Source organism: Streptococcus sp. sy004 (assembly GCF_007859205.1).
Taxonomy (GTDB): domain Bacteria; phylum Bacillota; class Bacilli; order Lactobacillales; family Streptococcaceae; genus Streptococcus.
Genome location: NZ_VOHP01000004.1, coordinates 37,597 through 52,650 on the forward strand (window position 1 = coordinate 37,597; position 15,054 = coordinate 52,650).

General features: G+C 39.9%; 14 protein-coding genes, 1 pseudogene and 1 riboswitch. Of the genes and pseudogenes, 4 read left to right on the plus strand and 11 right to left on the minus strand.

Annotation, left to right across the window (positions count from 1 at the left end):
* Positions 1 to 63: 63 nt before the first annotated feature.
* From frr to FRX54_RS04605, 5 genes are all read right to left on the minus strand, one after another.
* A complete protein-coding gene (gene frr, locus FRX54_RS04585) occupies positions 64 to 621 on the minus strand; it encodes a ribosome recycling factor (RefSeq protein ID WP_146461514.1) in 558 nt (185 codons plus the stop codon).
* Between the two features lie 13 nt (positions 622 to 634).
* Positions 635 to 1,363 carry a UMP kinase gene (gene pyrH, locus FRX54_RS04590; RefSeq protein WP_146461516.1) on the minus strand — a complete coding sequence of 243 codons (729 nt, stop codon included), beginning with the start codon at positions 1,361 to 1,363 and terminating at the stop codon, positions 635 to 637.
* 150 nt (positions 1,364 to 1,513) lie between these two features.
* Complete coding sequence (rplA, locus tag FRX54_RS04595) at positions 1,514 to 2,203, minus strand: 50S ribosomal protein L1 (protein ID WP_146461518.1); 690 nt, start codon at positions 2,201 to 2,203, stop codon at positions 1,514 to 1,516.
* Positions 2,204 to 2,295: 92 nt separating this feature from the next.
* Positions 2,296 to 2,721, minus strand: coding sequence for a 50S ribosomal protein L11 (rplK, locus tag FRX54_RS04600; RefSeq protein ID WP_146461519.1), 426 nt, complete (start codon positions 2,719 to 2,721; stop codon positions 2,296 to 2,298).
* Positions 2,722 to 2,836: 115 nt separating this feature from the next.
* Positions 2,837 to 3,367: a methylated-DNA--[protein]-cysteine S-methyltransferase gene (locus FRX54_RS04605; RefSeq protein WP_146461521.1), complete on the minus strand. Its 531-nt coding sequence runs from the start codon at positions 3,365 to 3,367 to the stop codon at positions 2,837 to 2,839.
* A gap of 59 nt (positions 3,368 to 3,426) precedes the next feature.
* Here FRX54_RS04605 and FRX54_RS04610 point away from each other — a divergent pair, with 59 nt between their 5' ends.
* Positions 3,427 to 3,780: a DUF3397 domain-containing protein gene (locus FRX54_RS04610; RefSeq protein ID WP_261379151.1), complete on the plus strand. Its 354-nt coding sequence runs from the start codon at positions 3,427 to 3,429 to the stop codon at positions 3,778 to 3,780.
* Between the two features lie 33 nt (positions 3,781 to 3,813).
* On the opposite strand, the gene FRX54_RS04615 is transcribed toward FRX54_RS04610, so the two are convergent.
* A complete protein-coding gene (locus FRX54_RS04615; RefSeq protein WP_146461525.1) occupies positions 3,814 to 6,090 on the minus strand; it encodes a DNA translocase FtsK in 2,277 nt (758 codons plus the stop codon).
* Positions 6,091 to 6,339: 249 nt separating this feature from the next.
* Between FRX54_RS04615 and FRX54_RS04620 the strand changes: the two genes are divergently transcribed.
* A complete protein-coding gene (locus FRX54_RS04620; protein ID WP_146461528.1) occupies positions 6,340 to 7,110 on the plus strand; it encodes a peptidylprolyl isomerase in 771 nt (256 codons plus the stop codon).
* Positions 7,111 to 7,136: 26 nt separating this feature from the next.
* Here the strand turns inward: FRX54_RS04620 and FRX54_RS04625 are convergent, their stop codons facing one another.
* On the minus strand, positions 7,137 to 7,964 hold the full coding sequence (locus FRX54_RS04625) for a ZIP family metal transporter (protein WP_146461530.1): 828 nt from the start codon (positions 7,962 to 7,964) through the stop codon (positions 7,137 to 7,139).
* Between the two features lie 149 nt (positions 7,965 to 8,113).
* On the opposite strand from FRX54_RS04625, the gene FRX54_RS04630 reads away from it, so the two are divergent.
* Positions 8,114 to 8,305, plus strand: coding sequence for a hypothetical protein (locus FRX54_RS04630; protein ID WP_146461533.1), 192 nt, complete (start codon positions 8,114 to 8,116; stop codon positions 8,303 to 8,305).
* Positions 8,306 to 8,383: 78 nt separating this feature from the next.
* On the opposite strand, the pseudogene FRX54_RS04635 reads toward FRX54_RS04630, so the two are convergent.
* From FRX54_RS04635 to FRX54_RS04650, 4 genes and pseudogenes are all read right to left on the minus strand, one after another.
* A pseudogene (locus FRX54_RS04635) lies at positions 8,384 to 9,439 on the minus strand (CapA family protein); the annotation flags it as partial.
* A 228-nt stretch (positions 9,440 to 9,667) separates the two neighbouring features.
* Positions 9,668 to 11,617, minus strand: coding sequence for a fructose-specific PTS transporter subunit EIIC (locus tag FRX54_RS04640; RefSeq protein WP_146461537.1), 1,950 nt, complete (start codon positions 11,615 to 11,617; stop codon positions 9,668 to 9,670).
* On the minus strand, positions 11,614 to 12,525 hold the full coding sequence (pfkB, locus tag FRX54_RS04645) for a 1-phosphofructokinase (RefSeq protein WP_146461539.1): 912 nt from the start codon (positions 12,523 to 12,525) through the stop codon (positions 11,614 to 11,616). Before pfkB ends, FRX54_RS04640 begins: the two co-directional genes overlap by 4 nt.
* Positions 12,522 to 13,265, minus strand: a complete 744-nt coding sequence (locus FRX54_RS04650; RefSeq protein ID WP_146461541.1) for a DeoR/GlpR family DNA-binding transcription regulator — start codon at positions 13,263 to 13,265, stop codon at positions 12,522 to 12,524. Before FRX54_RS04650 ends, pfkB begins: the two co-directional genes overlap by 4 nt.
* Before the next feature lie 240 nt (positions 13,266 to 13,505).
* Positions 13,506 to 13,598: riboswitch (glycine riboswitch) on the plus strand.
* Between the two features lie 104 nt (positions 13,599 to 13,702).
* Between FRX54_RS04650 and FRX54_RS04655 the strand changes: the two genes are divergently transcribed.
* Positions 13,703 to 15,025, plus strand: coding sequence for a sodium:alanine symporter family protein (locus tag FRX54_RS04655; protein WP_146461543.1), 1,323 nt, complete (start codon positions 13,703 to 13,705; stop codon positions 15,023 to 15,025).
* Positions 15,026 to 15,054: the final 29 nt, after the last annotated feature.

The following is a 15,054-nucleotide window of genomic DNA, read 5'->3' on the forward strand; positions in this document are numbered from 1 at the left end:
ATCCTTTCCTTTCCATTTTGCCAAAAAAGCAGGATTTCTCGGAAATCCCGCTCAAGTCTGTTCTTAAACTTCTAACAATTCTTTTTCCTTGTTAGCTGTCATTTGATCGATGTGCTTCACGGCATCATCAGTCACTTTTTGAATGTCTTTTTCTAAGACTTTTAATTCATCTTCTGTAATTTCTTTATTTTTTTCTTGCTTTTTAGCCTCGTCCATCGCATCACGGCGGATATTACGAATAGCAATCTTAGCATTTTCACCAACTTTTTTCACATCCTTGGCCAATTCACGACGTGTTTCTTCAGTCAAGGCTGGAATTACCAAACGAATAACTGAGCCATCATTGGCTGGGTTGATTCCCAAGTCAGATTCATTGATAGCACGTTCAATTTCTTTCAAAACAGATTTGTCAAATGGGGTGATTAACAGCACACGGGCTTCTGGTACAGTGATTGATGCCAATTGATTCAAGGGGGTTGGTGCACCGTAATACTCTACTTGAATACGATCTAATAAACTAGCATTTGCACGACCTGCACGAATACTAGCAAACTCACGACCAAGTGATTGGTGTGATTGTTGAAAACGTTCCTGTGCTTTTTCAATAATTGGGTTAGCCATAATTTTTTTCCTTTTATCCTTTTTTATTTGAAACCGTTGTTCCGATATTTTCACCAAAAACAACACGTTTGATGTTACCTGACTCATTTAAATTAAAGACAACCAAGTCAATGTCATTATCCATCGATAAAGAGCTAGCCGTTGAATCCATAATCTTCAAGCCTTGTTTGAGAACTTCCATGTGAGTCAATTCATCAAATTTAATAGCATCTGCATTCTTGCGAGGGTCATCGTTATAAACCCCATCAACACCATTTTTAGCCATAAGAATGGCATCTGCTTGAATTTCAGCTGCACGAAGGGCTGCTGTTGTGTCTGTAGAAAAATAAGGAGAACCTGTTCCTGCAGCAAAGATAACAATTCGTCCTTTTTCTAAATGACGCAAGGCACGACCACGCACATAAGGTTCAGCAATTTGTTGCATGGCAATTGCCGTTTGAACGCGTGTGTCAACGCCATACTGTTGCAAACTATCTGCCATAACAAGAGCATTCATCACAGTTCCCAACATTCCAGTGTAATCAGCCTGAACACGATCCATGCCAGCTTGCTCAGCCGGTTCACCACGCCAAAGATTACCACCACCGATAACCAAGGCAATCTGCACACCTGATGCTGCTACTTCTTGAATTTCTTTAGCCATTTCTTGAACGGTTGGTAGATTGATACCAATCCCTTTTTCACCTGCCAAAGCTTCGCCGGACAACTTAATCAATACACGCTTATATTTTGGTTTCACTATTTCTTTACTCCTTGTTTTATCCTTATTATTTTACCATATTTTAACGCATTTACCTAGTCACAACTAGATAAAATTTTCTCCTGTCTTTTTCTTAATCAATATCATAGAAAAATAAGAAAAAATCCCGTCCAAAGACGAGATTTTAATAGATTATAATGAGTTTGGATCAACTTTGATACCAACACCTTGAGTTGTTGTGATGGTAATAGAAGTCATGTAAGTTCCTTTAGCTGTTGATGGTTTCGCTTTAACCATGACATCGTTGAAAGCTTTGAAGTTTTCAACAAGTTTGTCAGCGTCAAATGATACTTTACCGATAATCGCTTGAACGATACCTGCTTTATCAGCACGGTAAGTGATTTTACCACCTTTAGACTCTTCAACTGCTTTAGCAACATCCATTGTTACTGTACCAGTTTTAGGGTTTGGCATCAAGTTACGTGGTCCAAGGACACGTCCAAGACGTCCAACAAGAGCCATCATATCTGGTGTTGCGATAACAACATCGAAGTCCATCCAACCATCGTTGATTTTAGCAACTAGGTCTTCTTCACCAACGAAGTCTGCACCTGCTGCTTTAGCTTCTTCAGCTTTAGCTCCACGCGCAAAAACTAGGACACGAGCTGTTTTACCAGTTCCGTTTGGCAATACCATTGCACCACGGATTTGTTGGTCAGCTTTACGAACGTCAATGTTAAGGTTGTAAGCAACCTCTACAGTTGCATCAAATTTTGCAAAGTTCAATTCTTTTGAAAGTGCTACAGCTTCTTCTACGCTGTAAGCTTTAGTGCTGTCGATTTTCTCAAGTGCAGCACGCAGTTGTTTGCTTTTTTTAGCCATTTTTTCTTTCTCCTTGTATGTGGTTTTAACGATTTTCATCTCCCACGTCGCTCATCTGCTGATGAAGTCTTGCGGGTAAATGGGGCTTACTATTAGTCAGTAACAGTGAATCCCATAGAACGAGCAGTACCTTCGATCATACGCATTGCAGCTTCAAGACTAGCAGCGTTCAAATCTGGCATTTTAGTTTCAGCAATTTCTTGTACTTGTGCACGAGTTACTGAAGCAACTTTAGTCGTGTTTGGTGTACCTGAACCTTTTTCAACACCAGCAGCTTTCTTCAAAAGAACTGCAGCTGGAGGTGTTTTTGTTACGAAATCAAATGATTTATCTTCATAAACAGTGATAACTACTGGGATGATCATGCCAGCTTGATCAGCTGTACGAGCATTAAATTCTTTAGTGAATCCCATGATGTTGATTCCTGCTTGACCAAGTGCTGGTCCAACTGGTGGAGCTGGTGTTGCTTTACCAGCAGGAATTTGAAGTTTAACGAGTTTTTCGACTTTTTTAGCCATTTTCTAAATCCTCCTGTTGTGGTTTTGGCGGTAATTATAGATTTTTACCTCCCACAGATATGCCCTAAAGCATACTTTCTCAGTATAACCTATCCTAATTTTTTTTGCAAGAATTTTACTTGATTTTTTTAAAAAAATTACACTGAGCTTCTTTTTCAAGATTTAATAAATTCATTTTCTTGGTCAAACCTGCCACATAACCACCTAGTTTGCCATTACTGGCAATGACACGGTGGCAAGGAATAAGAATTAAAACTGGATTTTGCCGACAAGCATTGGCAACAGCTCGTGCTTTTTTGATATCTCCTAATTGAAGAGCCAATTCTTTATAACTCACTGTTTCCCCATAAGGAATCACTGACAATAGCTGCCAGACTGTCTGCTGAAAACTTGTGCCAATCAAGGTCATTGACAGATTAAAGGACACGGACTTGCCAGCAAAATAAGCCTGCAAATCTATGATGACTTGCTCAATCACATCATTTGTCCCCTCTTCAATAATAGCACCTGTCTGCCGACAGATTTTTTTCAGTAAACTGGATTGGTTGGAACTATCACTGAAAGTCAAGGTGTATAGAGACTTGTCATCAGCAATAATAAGGAGCTGACCCAGGGGGCTTGGAATTGTTTTTTTCTTTAATTTCACCTCTTTATTATAGCATTTGCATTTACAATTTCGCTTTTTCAAGCTACAATAAGGATATGATGATTTATAAAATTGTGGCTACAGCTCTCTTTGTTTTAATTCCATTAGTATCTTTCCTAATCACTAAATTTTGTCAACTACATAGACTGGGGCTGAAATTTCCTGATTTAGCTTTCCCAGCTCTCTCAGTTGCTGCTTTTTTTCTCTCTAAACAATTTTTTCTCCATTCTCTGTTACCCCATTATTTGATTTTATTATCCTTGTTGGCTATCTTTGTGAGCTTTTGGCTCTTAAACAAACAGCCCAACTATTTTTCTTACAAGGCTTTTTTCAAACTTTTTTGGCGAACTGGTTTTCTGGTCACTTTAGTTTTTTACTTGGGCATGTTGGTAATGATTTTTCTTTTAAAATAAGGTTGAAACAATGTTGTTTCAACCTTATTTATTTTAACTTTGTAAAACTTTACGAGGTTTCGTGCCTTCGGCTGGACCAATAATACCAGCTTCTTCCAATTCTTCCATCAGACGAGTAGCACGGTTAAAGCCAACAGACAAGCGACGTTGAAGCATTGAAGCACTTGCCTTTTGCGTTTCAATAACAAGACGCTTGGCCTCTTCAAACAAGGGATCACCTTGCCCAGAAGACGATCCACTCATCTCATCTTCTGACACCTCACCCGGATCAAAATTCTCGTCATAATCTGCCCTTGCCTGAGATTTAATATAGTTGACAATACGTTCGACATCATCATCTGAAATAAAAGAACCTTGCAGGCGAACTGGATGGTTTTCATCAATGGGCTTAAAAAGCATATCTCCTCGTCCTAAAAGTTTTTCCGCACCATTTTCATCTAAAATCGTACGACTATCTGTCCCACTAGACACAGCAAAGGCAACTCGCGATGGGACATTAGCCTTAATCAAACCACTGATTACATCAACCGATGGGCGTTGGGTTGCCAAAATCATGTGAATACCAGCGGCACGCGCTTTTTGACCCAAACGAATAATAGCATCTTCAACTTCCTTACTAGCCACCATCATTAAGTCTGCCAATTCATCAACAATGACCACCAAAAGTGGCAAGGGAATATATTTTTGATCAGATTGAGCATTGTAAGCCTCAATTTTACTATTATAGGTTTCCAAGTTGCGAACACCTAGCTGACTGAACAACTCATAACGATGTTCCATTTCAGCCACAATCTTCTGCAAGGCCTTGCTCGCTTTTCGAGGATTAGTTACAACAGGAATTAAAAGGTGGGGAATGTCATTATAAACAGATAATTCTACCATTTTAGGATCAATCATCATGAACTTAACTTGATCTGGTCTTGCCTTCATCAAGATGCTGGAAATAATACCATTAACTGCAACTGACTTACCAGAACCTGTAGATCCTGCCACTAGGAGATGGGGCATGCGAGCCAAATCAAAACTCCTTGCGGTTCCATTGACTGCTTTACCCAAGGGAACTTCCAAGAGTTTTTTGGGATCGGTTTTTGATTGTTCCCACAACTCACGGAACGACACGGTGGCAATCTCTGAGTTAGGCACTTCGATACCGACCAAGGACTTCCCTGGAATAGGAGCCTCAATGCGCACATCTTTGGCAGCTAGTGCTAAAGCTAAATCATCCGCCAAATTGGCAATACGATTCACTCGAACCCCTACGGCTGGTTTGATTTCATACTTGGTTACAGAAGGCCCAATCTCTGCTCGCTCCACTACAACTTTTATGCCAAAACTGGCAAAGGTTTCTTCCAAAATCTTGATATTATCTCGAACCAATTTTTTTTCACGATTTTGATTTTTGGGTTTATCAGGCGCAAACAAATCTAGATTAGGGAGTTGATAAAATAAGTTTTCCTTGGTCGTAAAAGCAAAATCTCTCTCATCATCAACTATCGATTCTGCTAACCATTCCTCGTCATAAACTGGTTCTTCTTGCCAAAGACTATCGTCTTCATACGAGATAATTTCAGCTTCTGACATAACACTCTGAGGTTCAAGAATTTCTCCGGTTTCAAAAACGACTTGTTTTTCTGCTATCTTTTCAGCCAAAAGACTAGCTTGAGCTTGTCGTTTTTCCTCACGCTCCAAAAAACGTTCTTGCTTTCTCAATTCATGAGCAGCCTGCCATTTAGCCCATCTGACTTTAAAGCCATTAATGAGATCCAACAATTCCCAAGGACTCATCAAAAACAAGCCTAACAGGATAAATAAACCACCAATCAAAAAGGCACCAATATTGGAAAATAGAAAGGCTACAGGCTTGTAAATCAAGGCACCCAATAAACCACCACCAACAAATTGTTTGGTCTGAAACGTTAGCAAATCACTGGTTAAACGGTCAAAGGTTCCCGCAAAGACATCTTGTCGAGCCAAATTCGTTAGACTAAAAAGATAAGCATGCCATTCCAATAACAAGCCAATGAAAAAAATCAAGCTACCACTTATTAAGCCTGTCATTTGTTTCAACCATTTGATGCCGAATAAATAAATTAGCAAGGCAAACATGACTGGATAAGCCAAGCTCCCGACGACAAAACGGATGAGATTATAGGTGGTCACGCCAAAACGACCTAGCTGAAAAATCGCAAAAAAGAAAATAAAAGCTGTTAATAATGCCGTTAATAAACGTCTAATGGCTGCTTGGCGTTCCAAATCAGCCTTAGTTGGACGACGTGTTCGTCCTTTTTTTTGTTTCTTTGATTTTGTCATCGTTTTATTTATCGTCTATCTATAAAAATGACATCACCATTACTGATGTCATTTTACCAATAAACTATTCCCCTCTAAAGAGTCGTCCCTTCTTTTCTGTTGACTATTATTTTAATATATTTATAACAATAAATCAAAAGATGTTTGATATTCGTCAAGTTTACTCATCAAAGTGAGAAACTTTTTCTGTCATTATGCTATAATAAAGATTACTCAACTATCTATACCCTAAAAGAAAGAAGGAATTCTATGAAAAAAAGCTTTACCCTACTCTCTCTTTTTGTTAGTATTTTTGCTTTATCCGCTTGCACTAGCTTGGATCGTGCTATTAAGGGAGATGACTATATTGCATCAAGTCAAGCACAAAAAGAAGCTGAAGAACGTCTAACTGTATTAAATAAGGCTGATTTCCCACAACTTTCCGATCAAGTTGGAGAAAATGAAGCCCAGATAAAATTGGTAACTTCTGCTGGTGACATCACCATCAAATTATTCCCAGAATATGCCCCTTTGGCCGTTGAAAATTTCCTTACCCACGCCAAGTCAGGCTATTACAATGGCTTGACCTTCCATCGTGTTATCAATAACTTTATGATTCAGTCAGGAGATCCAGAAGGAAATGGAACAGGGGGACAATCCATTTGGAATGGTAAGGATAGTTCTATCGATGCAGGAAATGGATTTGTCAACGAAGTGTCTGACTATCTTTACAATATCCGTGGAGCACTTGCCATGGCTAATGCTGGACCAGATACTAATGGCAGTCAATTTTACATTGTCCAAAACAAAGATAATGTTACCAACCAACTCAACAATCAACTCTATCCTGAAAAAATCATACAAGCCTATCAAAACGGTGGTTATCCACAAGGAGATGGTAATTACACTGTATTTGGTCAAGTCACAGCAGGCATGGATGTGGTTGATAAAATTGCCCAAACCAAGGTGGATAGTCAAGATAAGCCAAAAGAAGACATTATCATCAAGGAGATTCAAATCCTCAAAGAAGCAAAAAAATAGACTAAGCATCAGCCTAGTCTATTTCCTTATCCAAGAGCTACATCTAAAATCATCATAATGGCAAAGCCAAGCATCAAACCCAAGGTTGCCGAATCAGTATAACCATGCGTTTGGGATTCTGGAATCAATTCTTCCACAACCACAAAAATCATGGCTCCTGCCGCAAAAGATAGGGCATAGGGCAAGACTGGGGTCATATAGATGACAGCCGCAGCACCAATCAAGGCAGCAATAGGTTCAACCACAGCCGACATGGCACCCCAAAAAAATGCTGTTTTTCTCGATTTGCCATCTGTTCTGATTGGGATAGCTAAGGCTGCACCTTCTGGGATATTTTGTAAACCAATCCCCATAGCCAGACCTACAGCTCCAATAAAAGCAGCAGGTGACGGATTATTTGCCAAGGCACCGAAGGTTACTCCTACCGCCAAACCTTCTGGAATATTATGAATGGTAATGGCTAGAAAAAGTAAAGTAATTTTTGAAAGTTTTTTACGTTCTTTTTCAGCACCACCTTCTGCCTGATCCACTTCATTCCCCAAATGCAAATGTGGTACCAAAAAATCGACCAGACGCATAAAAAATCCTCCACCCAAAAAACCAACAGCAGCAGGTATCCACGACCACCTGCCATACAGAGCATCGGCATATTCAATAGATGGGGCTAGAAGTGACCAAAATGAAGCAGCAATCATGACACCTGCCGCAAAACCAAGCATGGTATCCAATAATTTTCGACTAATATCCTTAAATAAAAAGACCATGCCTGCCCCTATAATGGTACAAAGCCATGTAAACATGCCACCCAAAAAACCTTGCCATACCACTGACAATTCTGTAAACCAAGTAAACATTTCTATTATCCTTTCTATTCTAAACCAAACATTTTTGCAAACGTTTTATAGTCATTATAGCATAATAACTCAAAAACTTTAAGCAAACTTTTGGACTTTTAGTCTTTTTTATGATTTAATAGAAGTAAATGAAAAAAGAGGTAATATAAATGAAACCACAAGAACTTTTAGAACAACTCAAAGACATGATTGCTAAAAAAGATTTTTCAGCAGCTCAAGACTTTATCAATGAAAACAAAGACAACCTAGGTGAGTACTTCGAGCAAGCTAAAGCTCTTGTTAGCGGTGGCGAAGGTGTTAACGGTATCCTTGACAAAGTTAAAGGACTTTTCGGTAAATAAAACAAATGAGTTGCTAAGCAACTCATTTTTTATATCCTTGATTAAGTGACGTGTTAGTAGAGTAAACGCATCTTTTATTTACCATTTTAAATTGACTAAACGATTCATTTCCTTATAGGCTTGATCAACTTTTTGTCGCATGCTTTGATCTAATTGGTCACGATAGCGACCGCCCTTAATAAAATCTTCTAGAACCATGACACGATAGTCAAAGTATTCATAGCCTTCTTCACCATAAATTCCCTTGCCCCAAGCCCAAACTAAGGTTGGATGAGCCTTGACTGTTTTCACGATGGTTTCATCATCTGTCTTTTCAAAGGTCACATCCATCAAAAGCCCACGTTCCGTCCATTTGTTGCCCAACTGCTCATAGGTTTGATTGGAGATAAAATTCCCCATAGAATAGATGATAAATTTCTTTTGACCATCTTTTTCAATGGTTTCTGCTGGCTCTGCCACATGGGGATGGCCTCCAAAGACCACATCTGCTCCCCAATCTATCATCTTACGATAAAGTCGTGTTTGTTCTGCCGTAGGCTTCAAAGCATATTCCTCTCCCATTTGAGGCATAATGACCGTTACATCAGCCTCTTTTTCGGCTTTTTCAATATCAGCCTTCATCTTTTTTTCATCTAAATCTGACAAGTGTTTTTCATATTCTTCCTTAATCAGATTAGCCTCCATCCCATTATAACCATAAGCATAGCCCAAAATAGCAATTTTGATACCATTGACGTCTTTTATCAAGATATTTTCCTTGGCACGATCTTTAGTATAAACCCCAATGCTGTCAATCCCTTCTTGCTTAAAGGTTTGCACCGTTTCAATAGCACCATCCAACTGAGAATCTAAAATGTGATTATGTGCTAGATCCACCACATCATAGCCGACTTTTTTCATCGTTTTTGCAATTTCTGGCGGGGCATTAAACAAGGGATAGCCAGCCAAGGGATAATTTGAGCTGATTGTGCCTTCAAAATCACCCAAGGCTAAATCAGCATCACTAATCCAGTCCTTGACATAGGTAAAGTAATCATCAAAATCATAAGTGCCATCTGGCTGACGAACACTGGTATAAAGAACATTATGAAGCAAAATATCCCCATTAGCCACAATTCGTGCCGTCTGAGTCGTTGAATTAGTTTGATTACTCTCTTTTTTTGGTACAAAAATACTGGCTAGCATGGCCATGATACCCATAGCCAAAATTCCAAAATAAAGTAAAACAGTCACATTATCACGTTTTTTCATCATCGTCTCCTTGTCACTAACTTTATTGTACCATCTTTTATCAGAAAATAAAACGCTTTCTAAACACTAACGATAAAAAGAGGTTAAGACAATTTGCCTAACCTCTAAATATTATGCTTTTTTACGAAGGGCACCAAATAGGATACCAGAAACAATTGCTCCGATAAGGACAAAGACAAGATAAAGTAGGGCATTACTTGTCAAAGCAATAACGAAGATACCACCGTGAGGCGCTAGCAATTTAATCCCAGCAAGACCAACTAAAGCTCCTGATAGGGCTGAACCGACCATAAAGCTTGGAATCGCACGAGCTGGGTCAGCTGCCGCAAATGGAATCGCACCTTCTGTAATGAATGATAGACCCATGATAATGTTCGTCAAACCTGACTCACGTTCTTCTTCAGTGAATTTATCTTTGAAAAGAAGGGTTGCCACAAAGACTGCCAACGGTGGCACCATACCACCTGCCATAACGGCTGCCATGACAACTGAACCACCATTAGCAACAGATGCTGCCAAAGTACCTGTACCAAAGACATAAGCTGCCTTGTTGATTGGCCCACCCATGTCAATAGCCATCATGCCACCAACAACTAAGCCGATAAGAACTGCTGAGCTTCCTGATAGACCTTCAAGGAAATTATTCAAACCAGTATTGATAGCAGCCATTGGAATATTGACAAATAACATTAAGAAACCTGTCAAGAAGACACCCAAAACGGGGAACAAAAGGATTGACTTGATGCCTTCAAGTGAGCGTGGCAATCCTGCCAAAAGTTTACGCAAGACAAGAATGACACCACCTGCCAAGAAACCACCAACTAGGGCACCAAGGAAACCTGACGATACCCCTGCAAGTGCTAGTGTTTCTTCACCACCAGCTGCAAATGGAATTTTACCCCAAGCTAGACCGCTTGATGCAATCGCTCCTGCCACAAAACCTGATACCAAACCTGGTTTTTCAGCGATTGAGTAAGCAATGTAACCTGCTAATAATGGCAACATGAAGCCAAAGGCTGCACCACCGATTTTCATAAAGACTGAGGCAAACTCATGGTAAGAACCTAAGCTACCAAGAGAATCTTGTGGGACACCTAGCATGTTATCCACCAAGAAGGCTAGGGCAATCATAATACCACCACCGATAACGAATGGAAGCATTTGGCTAACACCACTCATCAAGTGTTTGTAGAAAGCACCACCCAAGCTTGTTGGTTGTTCTGATTTCACACTTGCTGTACCTGATTTGGCAGTATAAGTATCAGCTTGACCTGACAAGACTAGGTTGATTAACTCTTCTGATTTTTTAATACCGTCAGCAACTGGACGTGATACCAAAGGTTTGCCGTTAAAACGATCCATTTCAACAGCCTTGTCAGCCGCAATGATTACCCCCTTAGCACGAGCAATATCGTCAGCCGTCAATTTGTTACCAACACCCGACGCACCATTTGTTTCAACTTTAATGCCTACACCCATTTCTGCTGCTTGTTTTTTAAGGGCTTCTTCTGCCATATAAGTGTGGGCAATCCCTGTCGTACACGCAGTAACTGCTACGATGAAGTCTTGATTTGTTGCTGAGCTTGCCACAACTTCTTCTGCTTTCTTGTCTTCTGCTTGGTTAAATACTGCTAATACTTGATCTGCTGTTGTCGCTTGACGTAATTGATCTGCAAAACCATCTTTTAAGAGGTATTGAGATAATTCAGCCAAGGCAGCCAAGTGAGTATCGTTTGCTCCTTCGGGAGCAGCAATCATGAAGAACAAATCAGTTGGTTGACCATCAAGAGCTTCATAATCAACTCCCTTAGCAGATTTGGCAAAAAGAACCGTTGCTTCTTTCACGGCTGCATTCTTGCTATGCGGCATAGCAATCCCATCACCCAAACCAGTTGACGTTTGCTCTTCACGTTTAACGATACCTGCCTTAAACGTGTCAAAGTCTGTTACATAGCCCTTGTCAACCAAGTCTTTGACCATTTCATCAATGACAGCTTCCTTAGTCGTTGCTTGTAAATCAAGCATCATGACATCTTTTCTCAATAAATCTTGAATTTTCATAATTTTTCTACCTCCACTTTTTGATAAATCTCTTTAATAAACTCTAATTCTGCCAAATCATCTGAAAAAGCTGTCGCCGTTCCACATGCCACGCCCCATTTCAGAGCTTCAACAGGATCATTTGATTTGACAAATTCGCCAGTAAAACCAGCCACCATAGAATCACCAGCACCAACAGAATTCTTTACCTGTCCCTTGATTGGTTTAGCAAAGTAAGTTGCCTCTGGCGTCACTAACAAAGCACCGTCACCTGCCATAGAAACAATGACATGCTGAGCACCTTGGTCTAAAATTTTCTTAGCGTATGTTTCAACATCATCCAGACCAGATAGTTGAACCCCAAAAATCATCTCTAATTCATGGTTATTCGGTTTAACTAATAAGGGCTGATAAGCCAAGGAATCAAGGAGAGTCTGCCCTTCAAAATCACAAACCACCTGAGCTCCTGTCTGCTTGACTAAGGGAATGAGTTGCTTATAGACTTCATTACCTAGATTGGCTGGTGCAGAACCAGCAAAAACAACCACATCATCGCTTGTCAACTGAGATAACTTTTCTTCCAAAGAAACTAATTGTTCCGAGCTGATAACAGGACCTGCTCCGTTAATTTCAGTTTCTTTATCAGCCTTGACTTTGACATTGATACGAGTGTCTTGGTCAACCCAGACAAAATCCGTTTGAATTTTCTCAGACAAAAGTCCGTCTTCAACAAAGCGACCTGTGAAACCACCAATGAAACCTGTCGCCGTATTGTCAACACCTAAGCGTTTCAAGATGCGACTAACATTGATTCCTTTTCCTCCAACAAATTTATCGTCACTAATCATGCGGTTCACACCACCTAATGCTAACTGTTCTAGACGAACGATAAAATCGATGGACGAGTTAAGTGTTACTGTATAAATCATGCTTCAATAACTCTTGTTTTCTCCTTTAATTTTTGTACAAACGAAACAGAACTCCGATTGGTAATCACAGTTGCTTCCTCAACTGTAGCAACCTTAACAAAATAAGTTTGATCCAACTTAGACGAATCAACCAAAATGTAACTTTCCTGACTATTTTTAATAACCGCCGTTTTAATAGAGGCCTCTGACAAGTCTGGTGTGGTGAAATAAGAGTCATTCACCCCATTCATGCCTAAAAAAGCCTTGTCAAAATTTAGCTGATTGATTTGTTCAACCGACATGCTGCCAATATTGGCATTGGTTATTGGTTTAACCATACCACCAATCATCATGGTTTCAATACCTTTTTCCACCAACTTACTAGCATGCTGAATGGAATTGGTCACCACGGTCATCTTTAGTTCAGGAAGAGCTTCAATCAAACAGTTTGTCGTCGTTCCTGCATCAACGAAAATAACATCGCCTTCATTCACTAGGTTTGCAGCCACTTGAGCCAAGTCTTTTTTTTCTTGAATGTTTTTGATAGATTTCTGCTGATTGCTTAATTCCTCTTGCAAACTAGGTAGGCGCTCAGCTCCACCATGAACTCGTCTAAGCAACTTGTCTGCCGCCAGCTCTTCCAAATCACGTCTAACTGTTGATTCAGAGGTATTAAGCAGACAAACCAAGGTTTCTAAACTAACCACACCATCTTGGTGAATCTTGTCTACAATCAGTCGTTTTCGCTCTGATTTTAAGATAAAACCACCTCCTACTGCAATCGTTTACAGTTTCATTATACCTTTTTTTCTATCATTGTCAAGCAAATTCTTTCAAAAACAATCATTTTTTTGAAACCTATTGACAGAAAATCTATTTTGAAGTAAAATAATTCATAAATTAAATAAACCGATTGACGAAATCAGGAAAGCAAGACCACGGTCTTCACCCAAGGAGTAAAACTCTCAGGTGTCTTACTTGTAAGATAAAGACTGATTTACTGACGGACTTCTGGAGAGACCGATTATTTTACGGCACCGAAGGGGCAAGGCATTGATGCTCAATCTCTCAGGTAAAAGGACAGAAGAAAAAACAAAAATGACTGTGTGAGTCTTTTTGTCTTTCTTTTTGTTGTTTCCAGAAGGCTGTCTTAACGGACAGTCTTTTTTGTCAATCACTTTAGAAAAGGAGCTTATACATGCTTGCGTTTTTTACAACTATTGATGATTTGGTGTGGGGAGTGCCACTCCTTACTCTGCTAGTCGGAACTGGTATCTACCTGACTATCCGCCTAGGCTTACTACAAATTATTCATTTGCCTCATGCTTTCAAGTTAATCTTCACTGAAGATGAGGGAGAGGGAGATATTTCGAGTTTTGCAGCTCTGGCAACTGCTCTTGCTGCAACTGTTGGTACTGGTAATATTGTTGGAGTGGCAACTGCCATCACTGCTGGTGGACCTGGGGCTTTATTTTGGATGTGGGTGGCTGCCTTCTTTGGCATGGCAACCAAGTACGCCGAAGGACTACTTGCCATCAAATATCGCACAACCGACCAAAATGGCGAAATTTCTGGTGGGCCAATGTACTACATTCTTCATGGTATGGGGCAAAAATGGAAACCACTTGCCCAATTTTTCTCTCTAGCTGGCATCCTCGTTGCCCTTTTTGGAACGGGAACCTTTGCACAAATTAACTCGATTACGGCTTCGTTGGAAAATAGCTTTAATTTTGCACCACAAGTGACCAGTATCGTGATTGCTATTATCACTGCTATCATTATCTTTGGTGGGATTCAATCCATTTCAAAAATTTCTGAAAAAATTGTACCATTTATGGCGATTATCTACATTTTAGCTAGTCTTTGTGTTATTTTAATCAATATTGACAAACTCCTACCAACCTTGACTCTCGTCTTTCAATCTGCCTTCACTTCAACAGCTGCTATTGGTGGTTTTGCTGGAGCAACCATAAAAGATGCCATTCAAAAAGGGATTGCACGTGGTGTTTTCTCAAACGAATCTGGTTTGGGATCTGCTCCGATTGCTGCAGCTGCCGCTAAAACCAATCAACCAGTTGAACAAGGGCTGATTTCAATGACTGGTACCTTTATTGATACCCTTATCATTTGTACCATGACAGGACTTGCCATTTTAGTGACCGGTCAATGGTCAACTGACCTGAGTGGTGCTGCCCTTACTCAAGCAGCTTTTGCTTCTGTTTTTGGTGTCTGGGGAAGTTATGCCTTGACTTTCTGTTTGATTTTATTTGCTTTTACAACCATTTTAGGTTGGTCTTACTACGGCGAACGTTGTTTTGAGTTTCTCTTTGGTACTAAAGGCATCCCAGCCTACCGAATCTTTTTTGTTCTAATGGTTGCTTTAGGTGGCTTTTTACAATTAGAGCTAGTCTGGATTTTGGCAGACATTTTCAATGGTCTGATGGCCCTACCAAACCTAATCGCTCTCTTGGCCCTATCACCAGTTATTATTAAAGAAACTAAAACATATTTCCGTAAATAAAATAAAAAACCACTTCTAACTAATGTTTC